Raw genomic sequence first — 25,829 nt, 5'->3', positions numbered from 1 at the left:
TCAAAACGCATGCTTTAGCAGGCCTTCAGCAACCGGGGCTAGGATGAACCGCATTCCTTCCCGGGCCTCGCCGCCCGTTTCATCCCACTTCTTCACTGCATGCCCACCACTCCTTCGCGACGATCGCGCAAGCTCCTTGTCGGCCTGGCCTTGCTCGTCGTGCTGGCCATCGCAGCCTTCTTCTGGTTGAGCCCGCCGAAGAAAAGCGACTACCTGACCGCCACCGTGCAGCGCAGCGACCTGGAGAACGCGGTGCTCGCCACCGGCGTGCTGCAGGCCCTCAAGCAGGTCGAGGTGGGCGCGCAGGTGTCGGGCCAGCTCAAGTCGCTGAAGGTGGTGCTCGGCCAGACGGTGAAGAAGGGCGACTGGCTGGCCGAGATCGACCCCGTCATCTCGCAGAACACGCTCGCACAGGAGCAGGCCAAGCTGGAGAACCTGCAGGCCCAGAAGCTCGCCAAGGAAGTGCGCGTGAAGCAGGCCGAGCTCACCTGGGCGCGCCAGCGCGAGATGCTGGCGCAGGACGCCGCCGCGCGCCAGGACCTGGAAGGCGCCGACACCGAGCTGCGCGCGCTGCGCGCCGACGCCGTCTCGCTCGACGCGCAGATCCGCCAGCAGAAGCTGGCCCTGGCCTCGGCGCAGACCAACCTGTCGTACACGCGCATCGTCGCGCCCATCGACGGCGACGTGGTGTCGATCAGCACGCTCGAAGGCCAGACCGTGGTGGCCTCGTTCCAGGTGCCCACGCTGATGAAGCTGGCCGACCTGTCGACCATGACCGTGAAGGCGCAGGTGTCCGAGGCCGACGTGGTGCGCGTGAAGGCCGGCCAGCCGGTGTACTTCACCATCCTGGGCGATCCCGACACGCGCTACCACGGCACGTTGCGCGCGGTGCAGCCCTCGCCCGAAAAGATCAACAACGCCGTGTTCTTCAACGCGCTGTTCGACGTGCCCAACCCCGAGCGCACGCTGCGCGTCGATATGACGGCGCAGGTCGCCATCCTGCTGGGCGAGGCCAAGCAGGCGCTGACCGTGCCGCTCACCGCGCTCGGCACGCGCGACAAGGACGGCCGCCACGAAGTGCGCGTGCTCCTGCCCGACCAGCGCGTGGAAAAGCGGCAGGTGCGCGTGGGCATCAGCAACAACTTCCAGGCGCAAGTGCTCGAAGGCCTGAAGGAGGGCGACAACGTCATCACCGGCGACGCCTCGGCGCTGGAGAAGACCGACGGCAATGACAGCGGCAACCGGAGGCCGCGCCAGTGACGCAGCCGCTGCTGACCCTGCGCGGCATCGGCCGCAGCTTTCCCTCGGGCGAGCAGGAGGTCCAGGTGCTGAAAGATGTCGACCTGGACATCGGCCACGGCGAGATGCTGGCCATCGTCGGTGCCTCGGGCTCGGGCAAGTCGACGCTGATGAACATCCTCGGCTGCCTCGACCGGCCGAGCACCGGCACCTACACCGTGTCGGGCCAGGACGTCGGCACGCTCGACAGCGACGCGCTCGCCGCGCTGCGGCGCGAGCACTTCGGCTTCATCTTCCAGCGCTACCACCTCATGCAGCACCTGACGGCCACCGGCAACGTCGAGGTGCCCGCCGTGTATGCCGGCACCGAGGGCTCGGCGCGCGACGCGCGGGCGCGGCAACTGCTCGCGCGCCTGGGCCTGGAAGACCGCACCGAGCACCGACCGAGCCAGCTCTCGGGCGGCCAGCAGCAGCGCGTGAGCATCGCGCGCGCGCTCATGAACGGCGGGCGGGTCATCCTGGCCGACGAGCCCACCGGCGCGCTCGACAGCAAGAGCGGCCAGGAGGTCATCGGCATCCTGCGCGAGCTGCATGCGCAGGGGCACACGATCATCATCGTGACGCACGACATGCAGGTGGCGCGCTGCACCGAACGCATCATCGAGATCGCCGACGGCGCGATCGTGGGCGACCGGCCGAACGTGCCGACCGTGGCCGCGCCCGCGCAGACCGTCGGCGACGACGCCCCCACGCCGCCCGCCATGACCCGCCCCACACTGGGCATCGCGCGCTTCAGCACCGGCTGGGCGCGTTTCTCCGAAGCCTTCCGCATGGCCTGGCGCTCGATGATGGCGCACCGCATGCGCACGGCGCTGACCATGCTGGGCATCATCATCGGCATCACCTCGGTGGTGTCGATCGTGGCCATCGGGGAGGGCGCCAAGCGCTTCGTGCTGGCCGACATCAAGGCCATCGGCACCAACACGCTCGACATCTACCCGGGCCACGACTTCGGCGACGACAAGGCCGCGAGCATCCGCACGCTGCTGCCCGCCGACCTGCAGGCCATTTCCGCGCAGCCCTTCGTGCACAGCGTCACGCCGACCACCATGCGCAGCCTGCGCCTGCGCTACCGCAGCGCCGACGTCAACGGCAACGTGAACGGCGTCAGCGACAACTTCTTCAGCGTGCGCGACATCCAGATGGCCAGCGGCACGGACTTCGACGCCAACGATGTGCGGCACCAGTCGCAGGTGGTGGTGATCGACCAGAACACGCGGCGCAAGCTCTTTCCCGACGGCACCGACCCCGTGGGCAAGATCATCCTCGTGGGCAGCCTGCCGTGCACCGTGATCGGCGTGGCGCAGGAAAAGAAGAGCATGTTCGGCGAGAACAAGTCGCTCAACATCTGGCTGCCCTACAGCACCGGTGCAAGCCGCCTCTTCGGCCAGCAGCACTTCGACAGCATCACCGTGCGCATCCGCGACGACCAGCCCACCAAGGCGGCCGAAGAGAGCATCGTGCGGCTGCTCACGCTGCGCCACGGCGGCAAGGACTTCTTCACCTTCAACATGGACAGCATCGTGAAGACGGCCGAACGCACGAGCCAGTCGCTCACGCTGCTGCTGTCGCTGATCGCGGTGATCTCGCTCGTGGTGGGCGGCATCGGCGTGATGAACATCATGCTGGTGTCGGTGACCGAGCGCACCCGCGAGATCGGCATCCGCATGGCCGTGGGCGCGCGCCAGAGCGACGTGCTGCAGCAGTTCCTGACCGAGGCCGTGCTCGTGTGCCTGGTCGGCGGTTTCATCGGCGTGCTGCTGTCGTACGGCATCAGCTTTGTGTTCTCGCTGTTCGTGAAGCAATGGCAAATGATCTTTTCGCTCGGGGCCGTGGTGTCGGCCTTCCTGTGCGCGTCGCTCATCGGCGTGCTCTTCGGGTACCTGCCGGCGCGCAATGCCGCGCGGCTCGACCCCATCGAGGCGCTGGCGCGTGAGTAGGGCCCGACCGACCCTGGCGGGCCTCGCCATCGCGCTGGCGCTTGGCGGCTGCACGCTGTTCGCGCCGGAGCGGCGCGAACACCGACCGCTCGGCGTGCCGCAGGCGTGGCAGCAGCAGCAACAGCCCCTGCCGCAGAACGCAGCGGCCGCGCCGCAGGCCCGCTGGTGGACCGCCTTCCACGACGCGCGCCTCGACACCCTCATCGACAGCGCCCTGCGCACCAACAACAACCTGGCCGCTGCCGGCATCCGCGTGCAGCGGGCGCAGCTGCAGGCCGGCCTGGCGAACACCAACCTCACGCCGGGCGTGACGGGGCAACTGGGCACCCAACGCAGCTTCGACCTGAAGCGCGGCGGCGTGGCCGCATCGAGCGCGAACTCCTCGCTGAGCCTGAGCTACGAAGTCGACCTGTGGGGCCGCCTGTCGGCGCAGCGCAGCGTCGCCGACTGGGAGCTGCAGGCCACCCAGTCCGACCGCGAGGCTACGGCGCTGGCGTTGGTGGGCACGACGGCCGGGCTGTATTGGCAGACCGGCTACCTGAACCACCGCATCGTGCTGAGCGAGGCCGGCATGGCCGATGCGCGGCGCATCCAGGCGCTGGTGCGCGCCAAGTACGCGGCAGGCGCCGTGTCCGGGCTCGACGTCGCGCAGGCCGGCCAGAACCTTGCGAGCCAGGAGGCCGCGCACACGCAGCTGCTGCAGCAGCGTGTCGAGGCGCGCAACGCACTGGCCATCCTGTTCGACATGCCGCCCGATGCCCCGAGGGACGAGCCCTCACAACTGCCGGAGACCGCCTTGCCCGTGATCGATGCCGGACTGCCCGCCAGCCTGCTGGCCCGCCGGCCCGATCTGCGCGCCGCGGAGCAGCGTCTGCGGTCCTCGCTGGCGAACGTCGATGCCACGCGCACCAGTTTCTATCCGGTGCTGAGCCTCACGGGTTCGCTGGGTGCGGGGAGCAACGCCCTGGGCGAGGTGCTGAAGAACCCGGTCGCGACCCTCGGTGCCGGCCTGGTGCTGCCTTTCCTGCAATGGAACACCGCGCGGCTGACCGTCGCCGTATCGCAGACGCAGTATGAAGAAGCGGTCGTCGGGTTCCGCCAGTCGTTGTACACCGCGCTGTCCGAGGTCGAGAACACGCTGTCGTCGCGGACCCAGCTGCAGGACGAAAGCGTGAAGCTCGCCCTGGCGCTGCAACAGGCGCGACGCGCAGAGGCCTTGTCGGAAGTGCGCTACCGCGCCGGCGCCACCGCGTTGCAGCCCGTGCTCGACGCCAAGGACAAGCGCCGCGCCGCGGAGGTGTCACTGGCACAGAACCGGCTGAACCAGCTCAACGCCACGATGACGTTGTACAAGGCGCTGGGCGGCGCGGCCACCGTCGAGTAGGAAGAGAGGAACGGCTCCCAAGCCACGCCAGCCGGGCACCCCTCAAAAGAGACCTAGGCCTGAAACGGCGGCGCCCCCCGCAATTTGCGAACGAGCAACCCAGGCAACCGCAAAACAAACTCCACCATCAACCGCGTGTGCATCCAGGTCAGCAGCACGTTGTCCCGCCCATAGCGAAAGTGCGACACCCCGCCTTCCTCCGCCGTCAGGTACTTCACAGGCGCATCGATGTTCACCGGCTTGACCCCGCGCCAGGCCAGCCGCACGACCGCCTCCGTATCGAAGTCGAAGCGCCGCATCCACGGTTGCCGCGCCATCACTGCGATCAGGTCGACCACGGGGTACACGCGAAAGCCGTAGAGCGAATCCCCAACCCCCGCGAACAGCGTCTCGAGCTGCGTCCAGCCGTTCGACACTCGCCGCCCCCGCACCCGCAGCAGCGGCGCGCTGGCGTCGAACACGGGGCGACCCAGCACCATCGTCTCGGGCCGCGCCAGCGAGGCGTTCATGAAAGAGGGGATCAGGTCCGCCGGATGCTGCCCATCGGAATCCATCGTGAGCGCATGCGTGAAGCCCGCTTCTTTCGCGGCCCGCAAGCCGTGCAGCACCGCCGAGCCCTTGCCCTGGTTCTGCGGCAGCACCCACACACGCAGCCCCGGATCGCCGGCCGCCATCTGCTGCAGCCGCTCGCCCGTGCCGTCGTCGCTGCCGTCGATCACCACCCACACCGGGTTCCATTGGGCCCGCGCGGCCGCGACCGTCGAGAACAGGCGCTCGCCCGTGTTGTAGCTGGGGATCAGGACAAGGTGGGTGCGCGAGGCGTCTGCTGGCATTCGGGGGACGCGTCGGTGGCGCGCTGCTCCATGTGTTGACGGAAATAGTGTTCCAGCTCGACCTGCAACGCATCGCTGTCCTGCGTCGGCGCAAAGCGCTTGCCCAGCCGCAGCGTGAAGACGATGGGCAGCGGCGGCACGCGCCACAGCGGCCAGCCCTTGCCGAGGTAGGGCGAGTCGGTGTCGATGAACACGGTCTGGATCGGCGCCTGCGCCAGCTTGGCGATCAGCGTGGTGCCGGGGCGGAAGGGGTTCAGCGGCGGCGTCACCGTGCGCGTGCCTTCCGGGAAGATCACGAGCTGGCCACCCTGGCGCAGGTCATTGACCGCCAGGCGCACCATCGTGCGGGCCGACTTGTTGCTGATGTAGCGCGCCAGCCGTGCTCCGGCGCCGAGGAAGATGTTGCCCATCAGCTCGGCCTTCATGATGCAGGCGCTGCGCGGCAGCCGCGCCACCAGCAGCAGCGCGTCGAGCATGGTCGGGTGGTTGGCCACGAAGATCACGCCGGGCTCGTTGCGCATCGGGTCCAGGCACGAAGCGTCGATGCGCATCATGCCGGTGACCGAGGCGAGCCACCAGAACATCCGGTAGGCAAAGGCGATGGTCATGCGGCCCAGCGCGCGCGCCGGTACGGCGGGCATCACCGGGTACAGCAGCATGGCGACGAAGTTCCAGACCAGCGAGATCAGGCCGAGGAACAGCAGCAGCGCATAGAGCATCAGCGCGAGCGGGATCGACGTGAGAAGACGCAGCACGTTCATGGGTGGTGTCGGTCGAGCAGGCGGACGGCGAGCCGCTCAGGCGGCCTGCAGCCGGCCGGCGGCGACCGTGTGGGCCTCGATCTCGACCAGCAGATCGCTGCGGCAGATGTCGGCTTCCAGGTACACCGCATCGCGGGCCATCGGCGACTGGGCGCCGAGCGCGGCTTCGATCACCTCGCGCACGGCCTCGGTGTCCGACGGATGCCGCACGTACACCACGCAGTCGAGCGCATCGAGCGAGAAGCGCGCCGTGGTCTGCGCATGGGCGGAGGCGATCACAGCCTCGAGGTTGCGCAGCGTTTCGCGGGCCTGCTCACGCACGTCGCCGTGGTGCACCGTTTCGTGCCCGACGATGCTCGCCGTGCCCGAGATGAAGAGTGCGACCTGGCCGTCGCCGATGTCCGCCAGCGCGGCGCGCGAGAAGGTCGGCGAGCGCGGGCCGTAGGTTTCGGGATAGCGGTAGGCCGACACCTGCCGCGGGTTCTCGACCGGCAGCGGTGCGGCACGTCCCGCGAGAAAACGGATCGACAGCGCGCCCTGGCGGATGCCCAGCGCACAGGCGGCCGGGGCACCCTCGAAGGCAGCGCGGCCGGCCTCGAAGAAGGCCTCTTGCCGGCCCAGGTTGAACTGGCGGTAGCGCTCCAGCCCGCCGCCGTCAGCGTTGATGCGCGGCAGGTAGTTCCAGATGCGCTGCAGATGCGGCGTGCCGGCCTGCTCGAGCGTGCGGAACAGGTCGCGGTAAGCACGCTGCGCGAGTTCGGTCAGGCCCTGGCCTTCGACGGCTTCATCGAGGTCGATGGCGCCGAGCAGCCAGTGCCCATCGGTGCGCCAGCGCGCGATGCCGGTGGTGCCCGACCGGACCTGGGTGCCATCACCCGCGTGCCCCACGTGCCACACATCGGCCATCGCGCCTTGCGGCGACAGCACGCGCGCGTTGACCGTGGGCATCCAGGCGACACCGTGCGGCGTGCCGTAGCCGAGCGCGGCGAAGGGCGCATGGCTGTGCGTGGCCAGCGCAAGGCTGTCCGGCAGCGAGAGGCGCTCCACGCGCAGGGGGGAATGAAGGCGGTCGTCCTGGGGGCGCACGTTCAGCGAACCTCGTCGGCGGTGGATTCGGGTTTGCGGCCGGTGTAGGCAGAGAAGACCCCGAGGCTCGCATGCCGGCGCACGTCGCTGAAGCCGGCGGCGCCCAGGGCCTGCATGACGCGCTCGGGCGGGATGCAGGCCTCGATGGTGTCCCAGTAATAGCGCCACAGCTCCGAGGTGTCGCTGCGGCGGCCGACCACGCGGGCGATCAGCGGCACCACGGCACGCATGTAGCCCTTGAGCAGTGCGGTGGCGATGCGGCCCTCGGGCTTGGTGATCTCGAGCACCACCACGCGCCCGCCCGGGCGCAGCACGCGATGGAACTCGGAAAAGGCGGCGGCCACGTCGCTGATGTGGCGCATGGCGTAACCCATGCTCACGAAATCGCAGCTGGCGTCGGGCCGGGGCAGGGCCTCGGCGACGCCTTGAATCAATTCGACGCCGGGCAGCCGGACCTGGCCCATCATGCCCACGCTGGGATCGACGCCCGTGAGCTTGCCGGTGGAGCCGATGAGCTTCAGCGCTTCGCGGGCGACGAGCCCGGTGCCGATGCCCACGTCGAGCACCTGGGCGCCCGCCGTGAGGCCGGCCTGTTTCAGTGCGTCACGGCGGTACGAGGGGCCGGTGCCGAAGGCCAGCACGGCTTCGATGCGGTCGTAGTCCGCGGCCGTGCTGTCGAAGATGCGCCGCAGGAACGCCTGGTGCTCCGCTTCGGTGTTGTAGTACAGCGGCAGCGGGGCGTGCGGCGGCAGGGCGTCGGGATTTCCCGTACCGGCAATGGGCGATGGCGTCATCGAACAATTATCACCAAAAGGTCCGGGCCGAAATCCCGGGCGCCGGGGGAGCGTTGTGTGCGCCGGACAGTAAACTCCACACTTGCTTTGAAAACACACGACAGCGAGAGAGAAAGCCATGGCCGGACATAGCAAGTGGGCAAATATTCAGCACCGCAAGGGCCGCCAGGACGAGAAACGGGGCAAGCTCTGGACCCGCGCCATCCGTGAAATCACGGTGGCGGCACGCGCCGGCGGCGCCGACCTCAGCGCCAACCCCCGGCTGCGGCTGGCGGTCGAAAAGGCCAAGGCGGTCAACCTGCCCATCGACACCGTCAAGCGCAACATCGACAAGGCCACGGGCAACCTCGAAGGCGTCAATTACGAAGAAATTCGTTACGAAGGGTACGGCATCGGCGGCGCGGCGATCATCGTCGACACCATGACCGACAACCGCGTGCGCACCGTGGCCGAAGTGCGCCACGCCTTCTCCAAGCACGGCGGCAACATGGGCACCGAAGGCTCGGTGGCCTTCCAGTTCAAGCACTGCGGCCAGATCATCTTCGCGCCCGGCACCAGCGAGGACAAGGTCATGGAAGTGGCCCTCGAAGCCGGCGCCGAGGACGTGATCACCGACGACGACGGCGCCATCGAGGTGCTCACCGCCATCGGCGACTTCGAGACCGTGAAAAACGCGCTCGAAGCCGCGGGCCTGAAGCCCGACGCCGCCGAAATCACGATGCGCGCCGAGAACACCGTGGACGTGACCGGCGAAGACGCCGCAAGAATGCAGAAGCTCCTCGACGTGCTCGAGGACCTGGACGACGTGCAGGACGTGTATCACAACGCCGCACTGTCCGACTGAACGAATGAATGATGGATCCACAGCGACAAACGAAAGCCCGCGAATGAAGGTACTGGTGATTGGAGGAGGGGGCCGCGAGCACGCACTGGCGTGGCGGCTGGCGCAGGGCAACCGGGTCAGCCGCGTCTACGTGGCGCCCGGCAATGGCGGCACCGTGAGCGATGAACGCTACGACTGCATCGACATCACCGAACCCGCCGCGCTGCGCGAGTGGGCGATGGCCGAGAAAATCGCGCTGACCGTGGTCGGTCCCGAGGGGCCGCTGGCGGCTGGCGTGGTGGACGAGTTCCGCGCGCACGGCCTGCGCATCTTCGGCCCGACGCAGGCGGCTGCGCAGCTCGAAAGCTCCAAGGCCTTCTCGAAGGCCTTCATGAAGCGCCACAAGATCCCGACGGCCGAGTACGAGGCCTTCACCGACGCCGCCGCCGCCCATGCGTACATCGACGCCAAGGGCGCGCCGATCGTCGTCAAGGCCGACGGCCTGGCCGCCGGCAAGGGCGTGGTCGTTGCCATGACCGCGCAGGAAGCTCACGAAGCTGTCGACTTCATGCTGGTCGACAACAAGTTCGGCGTGTCGCACAACGAAGGCGGCGCACGCGTCGTCATCGAAGAATTCCTGCAAGGCGAAGAAGCCAGCTTCATCGTGATGTGCGATGGCAAGAACGTTGCCGCGCTGGCCACCAGCCAGGACCACAAGCGCCTGCTTGACGGCGACGAAGGCCCGAACACCGGCGGCATGGGCGCGTACTCGCCCGCGCCCGTGGTCACGGCCGAGGTGCATGCGCGCGCCATGCGCGAGATCATCCTGCCGACCATCCGCGGCATGGAAAAGGACGGCATTCCGTTCACCGGCTTCCTCTATGCCGGCCTGATGATCGACGCGGCCGGCCAACCCAAGACGCTCGAATTCAACTGCCGCATGGGCGACCCCGAGACGCAGCCGATCATGATGCGCCTGAAGTCCGACCTGTTCGAGGTGTTCTGGCACGCCACCGACGGCACGCTCGACCAGGTCGAGCTTCAGTGGGACCGGCGCGTGGCGCTCGGCGTGGTGATGGCCGCGCACGGCTATCCGCTGTCGCCGCGCAAGGGCGACCGCATCAGCGGCATTCCGGCCGAGGCGCCCGACGCCGTGGTGTTCCACGCGGGCACCACGCTGGAAAACGGCGAACTCAAGACCAGCGGCGGCCGCGTGCTCTGCGTGACCGTGCTGGCCGACAGCGTCAAGCAGGCGCAGCAGCGCGCCTACGAGGTCGCGGCGCGCGTGCAGTTCGACGGTGCGCAGTACCGCAAGGACATCGGCTACCGCGCCGTCAACGCGCGCAACACGCCCCACGCCTGATGCCAGCCACCCAGCCGAAGGCGGTCGGCGACTACCTGCGCGGACTGCAGCAATCGATCATCTCGGCGGTCGAGGCGGCGGATGGCGGCAGTGCGGTGCGCGACGCCTGGCAGAAAGAGCCCGGCGAGCCGCTGCAGGGCAGTGGCCTGACCTGCATTCTCGAAAGCGGCGCGCTGTTCGAGCGCGCCGGCGTCGGCTTCTCGCAGGTGCGTGGCGCCAAGCTGCCGCCCTCGGCCACGCAGAACCGCCCCGAGCTCTCGGGCGCGCCGTTCGAGGCCATGGGCGTGTCGCTGGTGTTCCATCCGCGCAATCCCTACGTGCCGATCGTCCACATGAACGTGCGCATGCTGGCCGCGCAGCCCGCGGGCGGCGGTGATCCCGTGTGCTGGTTCGGCGGCGGCATGGACCTCACGCCGTGCTACGGCTTCGAAGAAGACGCGGTGCACTTCCACACCGTGTGCCGCGATGCGCTCGCCCCCTTCGGCGCCGACAAGTACCCGCGCTTCAAGACCTGGTGCGACGAGTATTTTTTCCTCAAGCACCGCAACGAGCAGCGCGGCATCGGTGGCATCTTCTTCGACGACTTCGCCGAGGGCGGCATCGAGAACGGCTTTGCGCTGATCCGCTCGGTCGGCGATGCCTTCCTGCAGGCCTACCTGCCGATCGTCGAGCGCCGCCGCAGCATGTCGTACGGCGAGCGCGAACGCGAGTTCCAGCTGTACCGGCGCGGGCGCTATGTCGAGTTCAACCTCGTGTGGGACCGCGGCACGCACTTCGGCCTGCAGTCGGGCGGACGCACCGAATCGATCCTGCTGTCGATGCCGCCGCTCGCGAGCTGGGCCTACCGGCAACAGCCCGAAGCGGGCAGCCCCGAAGCCGCGCTGTACAGCGACTTCATCGTGCGCCGGGACTGGGTGTGAGCCCCACCGGTTCCGCTTTGCGCATCGGCGTCTTCGGCGGGGCCTTCGACCCGCCGCACAACGCCCACGTCGCCCTGGCCGAAGCTGCATTGGCGCAACTCGATCTGACGGAGTTGCACGTCATTCCCACGGGGCAGGCCTGGCACAAGAGCCGCACGCTCACGCCGAAGGAAGACCGCCTCGCGATGGCGCAACTGGCCTTCGGCAACTTGCAAGGCAAGGTCGTCATCGACAGCCGCGAGGTGTTGCGCGACGGCCCGACCTACACGCTCGACACGCTGCATGAATTGCAGAAAGAGCAGCCCGGCGCGCAGCTCGTGCTGGTGATGGGCGCGGACCAGGCGGCGGCCTTGCCGACCTGGCACGGCTGGCAGGATATACTCGGCATTGCTATCGTTTCTGTAGCGTATCGCGCACTATCGACGGGTGACGTCACTCGTTTTGATCCGAAACAGCTGCCCGGCCTCCCGGCTGGCGCGCGTTTCGAGGCGCTTGAACTGCCTGCCGCCATGGACACCAGCGCCACCGATATCCGGCGGCGTGTGGCGTCGGGTGTGGACATTTCCTCGCTGGTTCCGCCCACGGTTGCACGCTATATTGACCAACACCACCTCTACCGCTCTGCCTGATGACCACTGAAGCCGCCGCCAAAAAAGACATCCAAAAACTCCAGCGAGCCATCATCGATGGTCTCGAAGACGTCAAGGCGCAGGACATCCAGGTATTCGACACGGAGCACCTCTCGCCGCTGTTCGAGCGCGTGATCGTGGCGTCGGGCACCTCCAACCGCCAGACCAAGGCGCTCGCCTCGAGCGTGCGCGACGCCGTGCGTGAAGCCGGCTTTGCCAAGCCGCGCACCGAGGGCGAGGAAAACGGCGAGTGGATCATCGTGGACTGCGGCGCGGCCGTGGCGCACATCATGCAGCCCGCCATCCGCCAGTACTACCACCTCGAAGAGATCTGGGGCGACAAGCCGGTGCGCGCCAAGCTCGGCGCCACCAAGCCCGCGTTGGCCACCGCCTCGTCCGTCGTCAAGGGCGCCGAAGAGAAGAAGACGGCCGCCGCCAAGACGCCGAGCCTGCGCCGTTCGAGCGCCGCCAAGACCGCGATCCGCGCAGCCGAGCAGGAAGCCAAGGCCGCCAAGGCCCCGGCGAAGAAGGCCGCATCGAAGACCGCGGGCAAGACCGCCGCCAAGAAGGCGCCTGCGAAGAAGTCCGCCACGGGCACCGCACGCGTGCCGGTGAAGGTGGTCGGCAAGCCGGCCGCCAAGAAGGTCGCTGCAAAGAAGGCGCCGGCCAAGAAGGCACCCGCCCGCCGCGCATGAAGCTGCTGGTGGTCGCCGTCGGGCAGCGCATGCCCGACTGGGCGCAGACTGCCTGGGACGACTACGCCAAGCGATTCCCGCCCGAGCTCAAGCTCGAGCTGCGCGCCGTCAAGACCGAGCCGCGCGGTTCCAAGACACTCGAGACGCTGTATGCCGCCGAGCGCGAGCGCATCGAGGGCGCCATCGCCCGCGGCATGCGCATCGTCGTGCTCGACGAGCGCGGCACCGCGCTCACCACCAAGGCGCTGGCCACACGGCTGCAGACCTGGCAGGTTGAGGGCGACGACGTCGCGCTGGTCATCGGCGGCCCCGACGGGCTCGACCCGGCCTTCAAGGCCGCGGCGCACGAACGCATCCGCCTGTCCGACTTGACCCTGCCGCATGCCATGGCGCGCGTGCTGCTGGTCGAACAGCTCTACCGGGCGTGGTCGGTCAACGCGGGCCATCCGTACCACCGGGAATGATCACGGGGCCGGCGGTGGGGCCCACCTCGGAGACCTGAACTTGCCTGACTTCATCTACCTCGCGTCGCAAAGCCCGCGCCGCGCCCAATTGCTCGGCCAGCTCGGCGTGCGCCACGAACTGCTGCTGGCCGGTGCCGACGAAGACGCTGAGGCGCTCGAGGCCTTGCTGCCGAACGAGTCGCCCACCGCCTACGTGCAGCGCGTCACCGCCCTCAAGCTCGATGCCGCCGTTGTGCGACGCAAGCGCCTCGGCCTGGCCGATGCGCCCGTGCTCTGCGCCGACACCACGGTCGCGCTCGGCCGCACCATCCTCGGCAAACCCGAGGACGCGCGCGATGCCGAGCGCATGCTCGCGCACCTGTCCGGCGCCACGCACCGCGTGCTCACCGCAGTCGCACTGCAGAACGGCCGTCGCCGCCATGCGGCGCTCAGCGTGTCGCGCGTGCGCTTCGCCACGCTCACGAAGAAGCAGGTCGCGGCCTACGCCGCCAGCGGCGAGCCGCTCGGCAAGGCCGGCGCCTATGCCATCCAGGGCGCGGCGGCGGCGTTCGTGGAGCACATCAGCGGCTCCTATTCGGGCATCATGGGACTCCCCATGTTCGAGACCGCGCAGCTGCTTCGAGGCGTCGGTTTCAATACTTAAGACATCCATGCAAGACATCCTGATCAACTGGTCTCCGCAGGAGACCCGTGTGGCGCTGGTCGAGCACGGCGCGGTGCAAGAGCTGCACGTCGAGCGCACGCTCGAGCGCGGGCTGGTCGGCAACATCTACCTGGGCAAGGTCTCGCGCGTGCTGCCGGGCATGCAGTCGGCCTTCATCGACATCGGCCTGGAGCGCACCGCCTTCCTGCACGTGGCTGACATCGTCTCGCCGTTCACGCCGGGCTCGCGCCCGAGCGCCGCGCCGCCCGAGCGCGACCACCGCAACGGCGGGCCGATGGTGCCCATCGAGAAGCAGGTGTTCGAGGGCCAGTCGCTGCTGGTGCAGGTCATCAAGGACCCGATCGGCACCAAGGGCGCGCGGCTGTCCACGCAGATCAGCATCGCGGGCCGGCTGCTGGTGTTCCTGCCGCAGGACAACCACATCGGCGTGTCGCAGAAGATCCCGCCCGACCAGCGCGAGTCGCTGCGCAACCGCATGCTGGCGCTCATCGAAGCGGCCGCGGCCGCCGAGAGCGGTGGCGTGGTGCCTGTGAACACGGGCGGCTTCATCCTGCGCACCAACGGCGAAGACGCGGCCGATGCCGAACTGGCCGAAGACATCGCCTACCTGCGCAAGACCTGGACGCGCATCCGCGAGGCCTCGAGCCGGATGCCGGCCATGTCGCTGCTGCACCAGGACCTGAGCCTGCTGCAGCGCGTGCTGCGCGACATGACCTCCGAAGACACGCAGACCATCCGCATCGACTCGCGCGAGCAGTTCGAGGTGCTGCTGAAGTTCGGCCTCGAATTCATGCCGCAGGCGGCCGGCAAGCTGCAGCACTACAAGGGCGAGCGGCCGATCTTCGACCTGTACTCGGTGGACGAGGAAATCGCGAAGGCACTGGGCCGGCGCGTCGACCTGAAATCGGGCGGCTACCTCGTGGTCGACCAGACCGAGGCGCTGACCACGGTCGACGTGAACACCGGCGGCTTCGTCGGTGCGCGCAACTTCGACGACACCATCTTCAAGACCAACCTGGAGGCCGCGCAGGCCATTGCGCGGCAGCTGCGCTTGCGCAACCTGGGCGGGATCATCATCGTCGACTTCATCGACATGGCACGCGACGACCATCGCGAGCAGGTGCTGGCGGAGTTCCGCAAGCAGCTCGCGCGCGACCGCGTGAAGACCACGGCCGGCGGCTTCTCGCAGCTGGGCCTCGTCGAGATGACGCGCAAGCGCACGCGCGAATCGCTGGCCCACATGCTGTGCGAGCCCTGCGTGGCCTGCGGCGGGCAGGGCATCGTGAAGACCGCGCGCAGCGTGGCCTACGACGTGATGCGCGAGATCCTGCGCGAGGCGCGGCAGTTCACGCCACGCGAGTTCCGCATCGTCTCGTCGCCGCAGGTGATCGAGCTGTTCCTCGACGAGGAGAGCCAGCACCTCGCGGGGCTGAGCGACTTCATCGGCAAGCCGATCTCGCTGCAGTCGGAGCCGGCGATCGGGCAGGGGCAGTACGACATCGTGCTGCTCTGACGACAGGAGCGCGCGGCCCGTTGGAACGACGGGTCAGCGCTTCGACTCCTGGCCCTGCCGCATCCAGACGCTGGCCAGCGCGGCGGCCACCAGCATGCCGGCGATCAACAGCAGGCCGTTCTTCGTGCTGCCCGTGCTCTGCTCGATCCAGCCCATCACCGACGGGCCGATGAAGCCGCCCACGAGGCCGCAGGTGTTGACCAACGCGAGTCCACCTGCCAGCGCCACACCGGCCAGCCGTGACGACGCGAACAGGAAGATCACGGACTGCACCACGAAGAACATCGAGCCCGTGAGGCAGAAGCCGGCCAGCGCGACGGCCGGGCTTGCGAAGGCTGCGATCAGCAGGCCCACCGCCATCGAAACCAGCCCTACCAGCAGCAGGCGCCGGCCGCGCTGCGGCGTGACCGCGAGGCGCGGCAGCGCAATGGCGCCGACGGCGGCGGCCACCCAGGGCAGCGAGTTGAGCGCGCCGATCTCCAGCGGCGAGAGCTTGCCGTAGGTGCCGATGCTGCTCGGCAGGAAGAAGATCACCGTGTAGATGCTGATCTGGTGGCAGAAGTAGACAAAGATCGCCAGCCAGATCTGCCGGTCGACCAGGCAGGCGCGGAACGACTCGCCGACCTGCCCGTTGGCCACGTCCTCGGCGCGTTCGGCGGCGAGCTGGCGTTCGATGGCCTGTGCCTGCGGGCGCGTGAGCCAGCTGGCGCTGGAGGGGCCGTCGGGCAGCTTGCGCCAGACCACGAAGGCCAGCGCCACGGCGGGCAGGCCTTCGAGCACGAACATCCATTGCCAGCCGTGCCAGCCCCACAGGCCGTCCATCTGCAGCAGCGCGCCGCCGACCGGGCCGCTGAGGATGTTCGCGATGCACACGCCGAGCAGGAAGTAGCCCGTGGCGCGTGCGCGGTCCTTGCGACCGAACCAGTAGTTCAGGTACAGCATCACGCCCGGGAACAGGCCGGCTTCCGCCGCGCCGAGCAGGATGCGCATCACGTAGAACGAGGTCTCGCCCGTGACGAAGGCCATGCCGGCCGACAGCAAGCCCCAGGTGATCATGATGCGGGCGATCCACCAGCGCGCGCCCACACGGTGCATCACCAGATTGCTGGGCACTTCGAGCAGCGCGTAGCTCAGGAAGAACAGCCCGGCGCCCAGCCCGTAGGCGGCCGCCGAGATGCCGATGTCCACGGCCATATGGCTCTTGGCCAGCGCGATGTTGGTGCGGTCGATGAAGCTGATCACATAGGCCAGCACCAGCAGCGGCATGAGCTTGCGGAAGATCAGCGCATTGAGCGAGGCCTGCTCGTCGACGGCCTGGCGGGCGCGCAGGCCCGGCGGCGTGGCGGGGATGGATGGGTGTTGCATGGGATGTCTCTCTCCTGTCCTGTCGTGTTCTGGCGGAAGGTCGTCGGCGGGAGCCGGCGGGCGTGCAGATGCGGCCCGGTCATGGGCCGGGCCGAGTCGGGTCAGTGGTTCTGGCGCAGGGCTAGAAGTCGACGTTCGCCGCGCCCTTGAGGCCCAGGATCTCGCGGGCTTCGGCGGGTGTCGCGATGTCGATGTTCAGGGCCTCCAGCACGGCGCGGATGCGCAGCACCTGTTCGGCGCTCGACGCGGCGAGCCGGCCCGGGCCGATCCACAGCGAGTCTTCGAGCCCGACGCGCACATGCGCGCCCATGGCCGCGCCGATGGTGGCCAGCGGCAGCTGGTTGCGGCCGGTGCCGAGGATCGACCACTCGAAGCGGTCGCCGAACAGCCGCACGGCGGTGCGGCGCATGTGCATCAGGTCTTCGGGATCGGCGCCGATACCGCCCAGGATGCCGAAGACCGTCTGCACGAAGACCGGGGCCTGCACCAGCCCGCGGTCCAGGAAGTGCCGCAGGTTGTTGAGGTGGCTCACGTCGTAGCACTCGAACTCGAAACGCGTGCCGTTGGCGTTGCCGAGCTTGAGGATGTTCTCGATGTCGGCGAAGGTGTTCTTGAAGATCAGGTTGCGGCTGTTCTCCAGGTGCTCGCGCTCCCATTCATGCTCGAAGGACTTGAAGCGCTCCAGCATCGGAAAGAGGCCGAAGTTCATCGAGCCCATGTTGAGCGAGGCGAGCTCGGGCTTGAAGGTGGTGGCCGGGCGCATGCGCTCTTCGACGCTCATGTGCGGGCTGCCGCCGGTGGTGATGTTGATCACCGCGTCGGTCGCGGCCTTGATCTTCGAGAGGAAGGGGCGGAACAGGTCCGGGTCCTGCGAGGGGCGGCCGTCCTTCGGGTCGCGCGCATGCAGGTGCAGGATCGCAGCGCCGGCGCGGGCGGCTTCGATGGAGGCTTGCGCAATTTCGTCGGCCGTCACGGGAAGGTGCGGCGACATGCTGGGCGTGTGGATGGCGCCCGTGGGGGCGCAGGTGATGATGGCTTTGGGGCGTTGGGCCATGAGGTGTCCGGAAAGAAGAAGAGGGAAAGAAAGGGCGTGCGAGCGGATCAGCTCAGTGCTTGCGTGTGGCCGTCCACCACGAGCTCCTGGCCCGTGACGCTGGCGGCCAGGTCGCTGGCGGCGAACAGCACCATGTTCGCGATGTCCGTGGCCGTCACCATGCGGCCCAGCGCGGCCTGCGCGGTGTAGGTGCGCGTCACTTCGTCGAGCGGCTTGCCCAGCGCCTCGGCCTTGGCGGCGATCACGGCACGGATGCGCGGACCATCGACCGCGCCGGGCAGGATCGCGTTGACGCGGATGCCGTCGGCCCCGAGCTCGAGCGCCAGCGTTTTCGTGAAGCCGATGACGGCCCACTTCGAGGCGGAGTAGGGCGAGCGCCCCGGCATGCCCAGGTGCCCGGCGGCCGAGGACAGGTTGATGATGGCGGGCAGGCGGCCCTTGCGCAGCCGCGGCACGGCCAGCCGCACGCAGAGGAACTGGCCGGTGACGTTGACGGCCATCGTGCGTTCCCAGTCGGCGAGCGAGACGGTCTCGACCGGGCCGGTGGGGCCGGCCACGCCGGCGTTGTTCACCAGCACGTCGAGGCCGCCGAGTTCGCGGTCGACGGCCTCGAACAGGCGGGCCACGTCGTCCTCGTTGGACACGTCGGCGACGCAGCGGCCCACCTCGGGCAGCTCACGCGCCAGCTGGTCGAGGCTGGCAGCCTGCACATCGCAGACGAAGACCTTGGCGCCCGCCGCGGCGAAGCTGCGCACGATGTCCAGGCCGATGCCGTTGGCACCGGCGGTGACGAGCACGCGCCGGCCGGCGAGGGAGTTGTTGTTCCACATGCTGAAGAGATCCTTGAGGTCGATTTCGGAATGACGTGGATCGTATATCTGTGATCACATCTAAATCATAGGGAATACCCCGGCCATATACTTCGACGCATGAGCCTCACCGATCTCGTCACCCCCCTGAAGCGCCAGACGCTCAGTGCCAACGTCTACGACCAGTTGCGCGACCTCGTGATGAGCGGGCAGATGATGCCGGGCGAGCAGATTTCATTGCGCAGCGCGGCCGAGGCGCTGGGCGTGAGCGTGATGCCGGTGCGCGAGGCGATGCAGCGCCTGGTGGCCGAGCAGGCGCTCGAACTCACGCCCAGCCGCACCTTGCGCGTGCCCCGGATGACGGCGGCGCAGTTCAAGGAAATCACCACCATCCGTACCAACCTCGAAGGTTTGGCCACGGAGCTGGCGGCCTCGGCGTCGGGCGCGGTGGCGCTGCGCGACATCACGCGCTGGCACGACGAGTTCGCGGCCGAGATGAATGCGGCGAGCCCGGACGGCTCGAAGCTCGTCACCTTCAACAAGGAGTTCCACTTCGCGGTCTACGCCGCCGCCGACATGCCGGTGTTGTTGCAGATGATCGAGGCGCTGTGGCTGCGCATCGGCCCCATCCTCAACTACGACCTGCGGGCCGGCTCGCGCCGCGTGGGGGACAAGGTGGCGATGTCGCACCATGCGGCCTTGCTGGCCGCGCTGAAGCGCCGCGACGGCGCCAAGGCTCGTGCCGCGCTGCAGGGCGACATCGAAAGCGCCGCGGAATTCATCCTGTCGACGGGCGTGCTGGTGTCCGATGGCACGCTGCCGCCGCAGAACGCCGCGCCGGCGGCGAAGAAGGCGCGCAGCGCGGCAGGCACCGCGCGCTGAGGGGCGTCAGAGCGTCGGGTCCTGGCCCGGCGCCGCGCTGCGCACCGCCAGCGTCTGCAGCCGTGCATAGAGCCCGTCGCTCGCCATGAGCTGCTCGTGGCTGCCTTGCTCGGCGATGCGGCCTTGCTCCATCACGATGATGCGGTCGGCATGCTGGATGGTCGACAGGCGGTGCGCCACGATCAGCGTGGTGCGGCCTTGCATCAGGCGCTGCAGGGCGTCCTGCACCAGCCGTTCCGATTCGGTGTCGAGCGCCGACGTGGCTTCGTCGAGCAGCAGCACGGGCGCGTTCTTGTAGAGCGCGCGGGCAATCGCCAGCCGCTGGCGCTGGCCGCCCGACAGCTGCGTGGCGTTGTGGCCCAGCACGGTGTCGATGCCCTGCGGCAGGGTCTCAACGTGCGCGCTCAGGTTGGCCGCCTCGAGGCAGGACTGCACGCGCGCGATGTCGATGTCGCCGCCCAGCGCCACGTTGGCGGCGAGCGTGTCGTTGAGCATGACCACGTCCTGGCTCACCATCGCGAACTGGGCGCGCAGGCTCTTGAGCTGCCATTCGCTGGTGTCGTGGCCGTCGAGCAGCACCTGGCCGCCGCTGGGCTGCACGAAGCGCGGCAGCAGGTTGACCAGCGTGGTCTTGCCCGAGCCCGAGGGGCCGACGAAGGCCACCACCTGGCCCGGCTCGATGACGAGGTTCACGCCGTCGAGCGCGCGCTGTTCGTCGTCGCCGCGGTAGCTGACCTGCACGTTGCGCAGCTCGATGTGGCCTTGGGCGTGCGCGACGCTGAAGGTGCCCTGCGATTCCGGTGCGACCTCGTCGATGAGGATCAAGCCGCGCTCGAGGGCGGCCAGCCCGCGCGTGATCGGCCCGGCCACTTCGGCGAGGCGGCGGATCGGTGCGATCAGCATCAGCATGGCCGTGATGTAGGCGACGAAGCCGCCCACCGTGAAGCCCTGCTTGCCGCTTTGCCACAGCGCGATCATCACCACCACCGACAGCGCCAGCGAAGCCATCATCTGCGTCAGCGGCGTGGTGGCGGCCTGGGCGATGGTCGATTTCACGGCCAAGCGGTTCAGGCGCTGGCTCAGCTGCTCGAAGCGGCGCTCCTGCGCCTGCTCCGCGCCGTGCAGCCGCACCACGCGGTGGGCCAGTACGTTTTCCTCGACCACGTAGGCAAGCTCGTCGGTGGCCTGCTGGCCTTGCTGCGTGAGCTTGTACAGGCGCTTGGAGAACACCTTCATGATCCAGGAGATGCTGGGCACCAGGAAGGCGACGATGAGCGTGAGTTTCCAGTTCAGGTAGACCAGGTAGCCCAGCAGCGCGATCAGCGTGAAGCCGTCGCGCGACAGCCCGAGCAGCGCCTGCACCAGCAGCATGGCGCCGGTCTGCACCTCGTACACCACGGTGTTCGACAGCGCACTGGCCGACTGCCGCGCGAACAGCGCCAGCTCGGCGCCGAGCAGCCGTTCGAACAGCACGCGGCGCAGCTTCTGCATGCCTTCGTTGGCGATGCGCGAGAGCGCGTACTGCGAAATGAACTGCGCGATGCCGCGCACCGCGAACAGCAGCAGCACGGCGGCCGGAATGAACCACAGCGGCATCTCGCCGCGCGTGAAGCCCCGGTCGAGCAGCGGCTTGAGCAGGGCGGCCATGAGCGGCTCGGTGAGCGCGGCCAGCAGGGCGCCGATCAGCCCCACGGCCCACCATTGGCGCGAACTGCCGAACCAGGTCATGAGTCGCGCCAGCCGGCGCATGAGGGGAGGGCGGGCGCTCTCGCTGCCGGGGGATGCTTGCATATGGCGGCGGATTTTACGGGGCGGCTCCGACCGCCTTTTTGAGGGGCTGTAGGACCATTTCGCCGGATAAACGTTTTGTGACGGCGGGTTCAACCCAGTGTGTAACATGTGGCCCGTGAAACGCCGGGGAGAAACTTTTTACCCGGAAACCTCTCCGAACCGCATGAACAAGCCGTTGCCAGATCTTTCCCCAACTCCTTCTTCATCGTTGATTGCACGCCGCAGCCTCATCGCGGCCCTTGCTGCCTCTCCCATGCTTCCCGCCATGGCCCAGTTCCGGGTCGAGGTGTCGGGCGTGGGGCTGACGCAGTTGCCGATCGCGCTCGTGCCTTTCCGGGGGCAGGACGCCTCGCCCCAGAAGATTTCCGACATCGTCCAGGCCGACCTCGAACGCAGCGGCCAGTTCCGCGGCGTCGATGCCTCGGGCCAGGCGCTCGATGAGTCCTCGCGCCCCGACCTCGCCCTGTGGCGCCAGCGCACCGCCGATTCGCTCGTGGTGGGCAGCGTGAGCCGGCTCGGCGACGGCCGCTACGACGTGCGCTTTCGCCTGTGGGACGTCGTGAAAGACCGCGACCTCGGCGGCCAGAGCTACACCGTGCCGCAGGGCGACCTGCGCCTGGCGGCCCACCGCATCGCCGACTACGTGTACGAGAAGCTGACCGGCGAGAAGGGCATCTTCTCGACCCGCATCGCCTACGTCACCAAGGGTGGCAGCCGCTATTCGCTGTGGGTGGCCGATGCCGACGGCGAGAACGCGCAGGCTGCGCTCGCCAGCCCCGAGCCGATCATCTCGCCCTGCTGGTCGTCCAACGGCCAGCAGTTGGCGTATGTGTCCTTCGAGTCGCGCAAGCCCGTGGTCTACGTGCACAACGTGGCCAGCGGCCAGCGCCGGCTGCTCGCCAACTTCAAGGGCTCCAACAGCGCCCCGGCTTGGGCACCCGACGGCGGCTCGCTGGCCGTCACGCTCAGCCGCGATGGCGGCTCGCAGCTGTACACCATCCCGGCCAGCGGCGGCGAACCGCGCCGCCTGACCCAGAGCTCGAGCATCGACACCGAGCCCGTGTACTCGGCCGACGGCAGCACGATCTACTTCGTGAGCGACCGCGGCGGCGCGCCCCAGATCTACAAGATGAGCGCCAGCGGTGGCAACCCGACGCGGGTCACCTTCAGCGGCACCTACAACATTTCTCCATCTGTCAGCGGCGATGGCCGGTGGTTGGCCTACATCTCGCGGGTCGGCGGTGCGTTCAAACTCCACGTGATGGAGTTGGCCAGCGGCAATGTCGCCGCGATCACCGACACCACGGCCGACGAGAGCCCGAGCTTCGCACCCAACAGCAAGCTGATCGTCTATGCCACGCACCTGCAGGGCCGCGAGGCGCTCATGACGACCACGCTGGACGGAAAGATCAAGGCCCGCCTCGCGGGTCAGGCGGGAGACATCCGTGAACCGGACTGGGGTCCGTTTCAGAAGCAATAAGCATTGACCAGATAAATTTACTTGAGGAGTTCGCAAATGTTGAAACGTACGATCTATTCGCTCGCCATCGTGGCGCTCATCGCCGGTTGCTCGTCGGGCACCAAGCTCAACGAAACGCCGGTCACCGACCGCAGCGGCACGGCCGGCGGCCAGCAAGGCGGCGCAACCGCCGTGGCCCCGGTGACCATCGACCCGAACGCCAACACGGCGCAAGGTCCGGTCGGCGTGGCACGCATCGTGTACTTCGACTACGACAGCTACACGGTCAAGCCCGAGTTCCAGTCGGTGATCGATGGCCATGCGCGCTTCCTCAAGGGCGCCACGCAACGTCGCATCTCGATCGAAGGCCACACCGACGAGCGCGGCGGCCGCGAGTACAACCTGGCCCTCGGCCAGAAGCGTTCCGAAGCCGTGCGCCGTGCGCTCACGCTGCTGGGCGTGAACGACAGCCAGATCGAAGCCGTGAGCTTCGGCAAGGAAAAGCCCGCGGCCCAAGGCTCGGGCGAAGAAGTGTGGGCGCAGAACCGCCGCGCTGAAATCCGCTACACCCGGTGATGCAACCACGTGCCCTGTGGCGAGGCGCGGCCCTCGCCGCCGCCTTGTTCTGCGCGTCGGCCGGCTCGCAGGCGGCGCTGTTCGAGGACGACGAGGCGCGCCGCGCCATCCTCGACCTGCGCCAGCGCGTCGAAGCCATGCGCCAGCAGACCGACCAGCGCCTGGCCGACGAAAACGGCCAGCTGCGCCGCAGCCTGCTCGACCTGCAAAGCCAGATCGAGCAGATGCGCGGCGAACTGGCACGCATGACCGGCCAGAACGAGCAGCTCACGCGCACGCTGAGCGAAATGCAGTCGCGCCAGACCACGATCGACGACAAGCTCAAGCAGAACGAGCCTTCCAAGGTCTCGATCGACGGGCGCGAGTTCAACGCCGATCCGAAGGAAAAGGCCGACTTCGAAGCAGCCTTGGGCGTCTTCCGCTCGGGCCAGTTCGCACAGGCCCAGACCGCCTTCGCCGAGTTCGTGAAGCGCTACCCGCAAAGCGGCTACAACGCGTCCGCGCTGTTCTGGCTCGGCAATGCGCAGTACGCCACGCGCAACTACAACGAAGCCATTGCCAATTTCCGCTCGATGCTCTCTCTCGCGCCTGACCACGCCAAGGCGCCCGAAGCCGTGCTGTCGATCGCGAATTGCCAGATCGAACTGAAGGACACGCGCGCCGCACGCCGCACGCTGGAAGACCTGACCAAGGCCTACCCGCAGTCGGAAGCCGCACAGGCCGGCCGCGAGCGTCTGTCGCGCCTGCGTTGATGCAATGACCGTTTCGGCGGAGTGTTCTGCTTGAGAGTGCTTCGATGATGCCTTCGGCTGAAGAAGCCTCGTCCCTCCCCATGGCCGCCGCGGATGTCCTCACCGACACCGCGGCGCCTGACTTTGCACGCCGCTTCGGCGGACTCGAGCGCCTGTACAGCGTGGCCGGTGCCGCGCGCATCCGTCACGCGCATGTACTCGTCGTCGGCATCGGCGGCGTGGGCTCGTGGGCGGTCGAGGCGCTGGCGCGCAGCGGAGTGGGGCGACTGACGCTCATCGACCTCGACCACGTGTCGGAGTCGAACATCAATCGCCAGATCCACGCGCTCGACTCGACCGTCGGGCAGGCCAAGGTCGAGGCCATGCGTGAGCGCATCGCGCAGATCAACCCCGACTGCCAGGTGCTCGCCATCGACGAGTTCGTCGAGCCCGACAACTGGGCGTCGCTGCTCGAGACCGCGCAGGCCGCCCACGGGCCGGTGCACGCGGTCATCGATGCCTGCGACCAGGTGAAGGCCAAGCTCGCCATGGCCGCCTGGGCGCGCACCGTGTCGCGCAGCACCGCGTTCATCACGGTCGGCGCGGCGGGCGGCAAGCGACAGGCGCACAAGGTCGACATCGACGACCTGTCGCTCGTCACCCACGACCCGCTGCTGGCCCAGCTTCGCCAGCGGCTGCGCAAGCTGCACGGCGCGCCGCGCGAAGGCCGCAAGATCGGCCTGGCCTGCGTGTTCAGCCGCGAGAGCGTGGCACCGCCCGATGCGTCCTGCCAGATCGATGCGGGCGACGGTTCGCTCAACTGCCACGGCTACGGATCGGTGGTCAGCGTGACCGCCACCTTCGGTCAATGTGCGGCAGGGTGGGTGCTCGACGAAATTGCGAGAAACACCACGCTATAATCCAAGGCTTTGCTGGATTCAACGTCGGCAAGAAGCAAGAAAAATGGTTCCGGGACGTTAGCTCAGTTGGTAGAGCAGCGGACTTTTAATCCGTTGGTCACTGGTTCGAATCCAGTACGTCCTACCACCGAGCCATGCGAAACATGAAAAGCCAGCTGTCACCCGACAGCTGGCTTTTTTCTTGGGTTCGACGCCAGGACCGCGTCAGGACGCCGGCTGTTGCCTGAGCCGCTTGAGCAGTTCGCGCCCCACACCGATCGCCGACGCCGGGTTCTGCCCGGTGATGAGCTCGCGGTCCATCACCACGTTCGGCGTGAACGGCGCCCGGTTGCTGCTGTAGGCACCGCCGGCCTGCTGCAGCGCGGTCTGCGGATAGAACTTCATCGTGCCGCCCTGCAGCGCCGCCTTGGCAAGCTCCTCTTCCTGGTTGCTGATCACGGTCATGCGGTAGCCGGCGTAGATCCAGTCCGGGCGTTGCTCGACCGTGCCGCCGGCCGCGAGCCGGTTGGTGAAGCCCTGTGCATCGGGCAAGGTCGAGAGCAGTGCGATCGGGCCGTGGCACACGAGGGCCGTGGTCTTGTGGCGCGCATGAAAGTCCGCGAGCAACCGACCCAGCGCAGGGCTGGTCAGCAGGTCCTGCATGGGCGCATGGCCGCCCGGCACGTAGACGGCATCGAAGCGGGCGTAGCCGATCTGCGCCACGCGCGACAGGCTGATCACCGGCGAGTCCGTGCGCGAGGTGAGCTTCAATTTGTCGAGCAACGCCTTGTGCTGTTTGAGGGCGGCTTCGTCGCCATCGAAATACATCTTGTCGACTGACGATGCGTCCACGGTGGGCGCGTTGCCCTGCGGCGTGGCGAAGGTCAGCTGGTGGCCGGCGTCGAGCAGCAGCTTCACCGGCTGCATCAGTTCGTTCAGATAGAAGCCGGTGGCGAAGACCTTGCCGTCCTTCAGGTCGAGGTGGTCGGCATCCGAGAGCACGACCAGCACGTTGGCAGCCTGCGCGCCGAGCGCGGCCATGCCGAGGGTCGCGACGGCGGCGAGTTTGTGAAGAGCGTTCATGGACGTTCTTTC

At 68.1% G+C, this 25,829-nt stretch carries 25 protein-coding genes and 1 tRNA gene; 17 read left to right on the top strand and 9 right to left on the bottom strand.

All coding sequences use genetic code 11. The features are described from left to right. Nucleotides 1-99 precede the first annotated feature (99 nt). The 3 genes from macA to AC3WQR_RS11605 are packed head-to-tail and all read left to right on the top strand — an operon-like array spanning nucleotide 100 to nucleotide 4,623. The gene (gene macA / locus AC3WQR_RS11615; RefSeq protein ID WP_492742110.1) at nucleotides 100-1,260 is read left to right on the top strand and encodes a macrolide transporter subunit MacA; all 1,161 of its coding nucleotides are present in this window, start codon (nucleotides 100-102) and stop codon (nucleotides 1,258-1,260) included. Then, nucleotides 1,257-3,239 (top strand): macrolide ABC transporter ATP-binding protein/permease MacB, encoded by a 1,983-nt coding sequence (gene macB, locus AC3WQR_RS11610; RefSeq protein ID WP_492742108.1) that lies wholly within the window; start codon nucleotides 1,257-1,259, stop codon nucleotides 3,237-3,239. The genes macA and macB overlap by 4 nt, the downstream gene beginning before the upstream one ends. Next, nucleotides 3,232-4,623, top strand: coding sequence for an efflux transporter outer membrane subunit (locus tag AC3WQR_RS11605; protein WP_492742106.1), 1,392 nt, complete (start codon nucleotides 3,232-3,234; stop codon nucleotides 4,621-4,623). The genes macB and AC3WQR_RS11605 overlap by 8 nt, the downstream gene beginning before the upstream one ends. A gap of 53 nt (nucleotides 4,624-4,676) precedes the next feature. Here AC3WQR_RS11605 and AC3WQR_RS11600 read toward each other — a convergent pair whose 3' ends face one another. The 4 genes from AC3WQR_RS11600 to AC3WQR_RS11585 are packed head-to-tail and all read right to left on the bottom strand — an operon-like array spanning nucleotide 4,677 to nucleotide 8,097. After that, nucleotides 4,677-5,456, bottom strand: a complete 780-nt coding sequence (locus AC3WQR_RS11600) for a glycosyltransferase family 2 protein (protein ID WP_492742105.1) — start codon at nucleotides 5,454-5,456, stop codon at nucleotides 4,677-4,679. Next, entirely contained in the window at nucleotides 5,420-6,217 is a 798-nt protein-coding gene (locus tag AC3WQR_RS11595; protein WP_369628991.1) for a lysophospholipid acyltransferase family protein, read from the bottom strand. The genes AC3WQR_RS11600 and AC3WQR_RS11595 overlap by 37 nt, the downstream gene beginning before the upstream one ends. A 36-nt stretch (nucleotides 6,218-6,253) precedes the next feature. After that, nucleotides 6,254-7,303 carry a chorismate transformation FkbO/Hyg5 family protein gene (locus AC3WQR_RS11590; protein ID WP_492742104.1) on the bottom strand — a complete coding sequence of 350 codons (1,050 nt, stop codon included), beginning with the start codon at nucleotides 7,301-7,303 and terminating at the stop codon, nucleotides 6,254-6,256. A gap of 2 nt (nucleotides 7,304-7,305) precedes the next feature. Next, nucleotides 7,306-8,097, bottom strand: coding sequence for a class I SAM-dependent methyltransferase (locus AC3WQR_RS11585; protein WP_062470103.1), 792 nt, complete (start codon nucleotides 8,095-8,097; stop codon nucleotides 7,306-7,308). A 118-nt stretch (nucleotides 8,098-8,215) separates the two neighbouring features. Between AC3WQR_RS11585 and AC3WQR_RS11580 the strand changes: the two genes are divergently transcribed. Genes AC3WQR_RS11580 through rng form a run of 8 tightly spaced genes read left to right on the top strand, consistent with a single transcriptional unit; the run spans nucleotide 8,216 to nucleotide 15,168 of the window. Further along, on the top strand, nucleotides 8,216-8,941 hold the full coding sequence (locus tag AC3WQR_RS11580) for a YebC/PmpR family DNA-binding transcriptional regulator (protein ID WP_487846857.1): 726 nt from the start codon (nucleotides 8,216-8,218) through the stop codon (nucleotides 8,939-8,941). Nucleotides 8,942-8,984: 43 nt separating this feature from the next. Further along, complete coding sequence (purD, locus tag AC3WQR_RS11575; RefSeq protein ID WP_062470106.1) at nucleotides 8,985-10,283, top strand: phosphoribosylamine--glycine ligase; 1,299 nt, start codon at nucleotides 8,985-8,987, stop codon at nucleotides 10,281-10,283. Beyond that, on the top strand, nucleotides 10,283-11,203 hold the full coding sequence (hemF, locus tag AC3WQR_RS11570; protein WP_492742103.1) for an oxygen-dependent coproporphyrinogen oxidase: 921 nt from the start codon (nucleotides 10,283-10,285) through the stop codon (nucleotides 11,201-11,203). Before purD ends, hemF begins: the two co-directional genes overlap by 1 nt. Further along, the gene (gene nadD / locus AC3WQR_RS11565; RefSeq protein ID WP_062470111.1) at nucleotides 11,200-11,832 is read left to right on the top strand and encodes a nicotinate (nicotinamide) nucleotide adenylyltransferase; all 633 of its coding nucleotides are present in this window, start codon (nucleotides 11,200-11,202) and stop codon (nucleotides 11,830-11,832) included. The genes hemF and nadD overlap by 4 nt, the downstream gene beginning before the upstream one ends. Continuing rightward, nucleotides 11,832-12,527: a ribosome silencing factor gene (gene rsfS, locus AC3WQR_RS11560; RefSeq protein ID WP_070060814.1), complete on the top strand. Its 696-nt coding sequence runs from the start codon at nucleotides 11,832-11,834 to the stop codon at nucleotides 12,525-12,527. Before nadD ends, rsfS begins: the two co-directional genes overlap by 1 nt. Further along, complete coding sequence (rlmH, locus tag AC3WQR_RS11555; RefSeq protein ID WP_062470115.1) at nucleotides 12,524-12,991, top strand: 23S rRNA (pseudouridine(1915)-N(3))-methyltransferase RlmH; 468 nt, start codon at nucleotides 12,524-12,526, stop codon at nucleotides 12,989-12,991. Before rsfS ends, rlmH begins: the two co-directional genes overlap by 4 nt. Before the next feature lie 40 nt (nucleotides 12,992-13,031). Then, nucleotides 13,032-13,634, top strand: a complete 603-nt coding sequence (locus AC3WQR_RS11550) for a Maf family protein (RefSeq protein WP_492742102.1) — start codon at nucleotides 13,032-13,034, stop codon at nucleotides 13,632-13,634. A 7-nt stretch (nucleotides 13,635-13,641) separates the two neighbouring features. After that, complete coding sequence (rng, locus tag AC3WQR_RS11545) at nucleotides 13,642-15,168, top strand: ribonuclease G (protein ID WP_062470121.1); 1,527 nt, start codon at nucleotides 13,642-13,644, stop codon at nucleotides 15,166-15,168. Nucleotides 15,169-15,201: 33 nt separating this feature from the next. Here rng and AC3WQR_RS11540 read toward each other — a convergent pair whose 3' ends face one another. From AC3WQR_RS11540 to AC3WQR_RS11530, 3 genes are all read right to left on the bottom strand, one after another. After that, on the bottom strand, nucleotides 15,202-16,533 hold the full coding sequence (locus AC3WQR_RS11540) for an MFS transporter (RefSeq protein ID WP_492742101.1): 1,332 nt from the start codon (nucleotides 16,531-16,533) through the stop codon (nucleotides 15,202-15,204). 121 nt (nucleotides 16,534-16,654) lie between these two features. Then, nucleotides 16,655-17,587, bottom strand: coding sequence for a 3,5-dioxohexanoate:acetyl-CoA acetone transferase (gene kce / locus AC3WQR_RS11535; RefSeq protein WP_492742100.1), 933 nt, complete (start codon nucleotides 17,585-17,587; stop codon nucleotides 16,655-16,657). A gap of 47 nt (nucleotides 17,588-17,634) precedes the next feature. Next, a complete protein-coding gene (locus tag AC3WQR_RS11530) occupies nucleotides 17,635-18,417 on the bottom strand; it encodes an SDR family oxidoreductase (protein WP_492742099.1) in 783 nt (260 codons plus the stop codon). Between the two features lie 99 nt (nucleotides 18,418-18,516). Here AC3WQR_RS11530 and AC3WQR_RS11525 point away from each other — a divergent pair, with 99 nt between their 5' ends. Continuing rightward, nucleotides 18,517-19,278, top strand: coding sequence for a GntR family transcriptional regulator (locus AC3WQR_RS11525; protein ID WP_095745433.1), 762 nt, complete (start codon nucleotides 18,517-18,519; stop codon nucleotides 19,276-19,278). A gap of 6 nt (nucleotides 19,279-19,284) precedes the next feature. Here the strand turns inward: AC3WQR_RS11525 and msbA are convergent, their stop codons facing one another. Next, the gene (gene msbA, locus AC3WQR_RS11520; protein ID WP_489061301.1) at nucleotides 19,285-21,069 is read right to left on the bottom strand and encodes a lipid A export permease/ATP-binding protein MsbA; all 1,785 of its coding nucleotides are present in this window, start codon (nucleotides 21,067-21,069) and stop codon (nucleotides 19,285-19,287) included. A gap of 163 nt (nucleotides 21,070-21,232) precedes the next feature. Between msbA and tolB the strand changes: the two genes are divergently transcribed. The 5 genes from tolB (at nucleotide 21,233) to AC3WQR_RS11495 (ending at nucleotide 24,882) form a co-directional block, all read left to right on the top strand. Next, a complete protein-coding gene (gene tolB, locus AC3WQR_RS11515) occupies nucleotides 21,233-22,549 on the top strand; it encodes a Tol-Pal system beta propeller repeat protein TolB (protein WP_095745431.1) in 1,317 nt (438 codons plus the stop codon). A 36-nt stretch (nucleotides 22,550-22,585) separates the two neighbouring features. Continuing rightward, entirely contained in the window at nucleotides 22,586-23,104 is a 519-nt protein-coding gene (pal, locus tag AC3WQR_RS11510; protein ID WP_062470142.1) for a peptidoglycan-associated lipoprotein Pal, read from the top strand. Then, complete coding sequence (gene ybgF, locus AC3WQR_RS11505) at nucleotides 23,104-23,856, top strand: tol-pal system protein YbgF (RefSeq protein WP_062470144.1); 753 nt, start codon at nucleotides 23,104-23,106, stop codon at nucleotides 23,854-23,856. Before pal ends, ybgF begins: the two co-directional genes overlap by 1 nt. Before the next feature lie 80 nt (nucleotides 23,857-23,936). Next, nucleotides 23,937-24,755: a tRNA threonylcarbamoyladenosine dehydratase gene (locus AC3WQR_RS11500; protein WP_492742098.1), complete on the top strand. Its 819-nt coding sequence runs from the start codon at nucleotides 23,937-23,939 to the stop codon at nucleotides 24,753-24,755. A gap of 51 nt (nucleotides 24,756-24,806) precedes the next feature. After that, nucleotides 24,807-24,882, top strand: a tRNA-Lys gene (locus AC3WQR_RS11495). A 77-nt stretch (nucleotides 24,883-24,959) separates the two neighbouring features. On the opposite strand, the gene AC3WQR_RS11490 is transcribed toward AC3WQR_RS11495, so the two are convergent. Continuing rightward, a complete protein-coding gene (locus AC3WQR_RS11490; protein ID WP_492742097.1) occupies nucleotides 24,960-25,817 on the bottom strand; it encodes a type 1 glutamine amidotransferase domain-containing protein in 858 nt (285 codons plus the stop codon). Nucleotides 25,818-25,829: the final 12 nt, after the last annotated feature.

This window comes from Variovorax sp. FW305-3-2-15-B-LB1, assembly GCF_058787635.1.
Note: the sequence above shows the minus strand (reverse complement) of the source record. Positions and strands in the feature narration are given on the sequence as shown.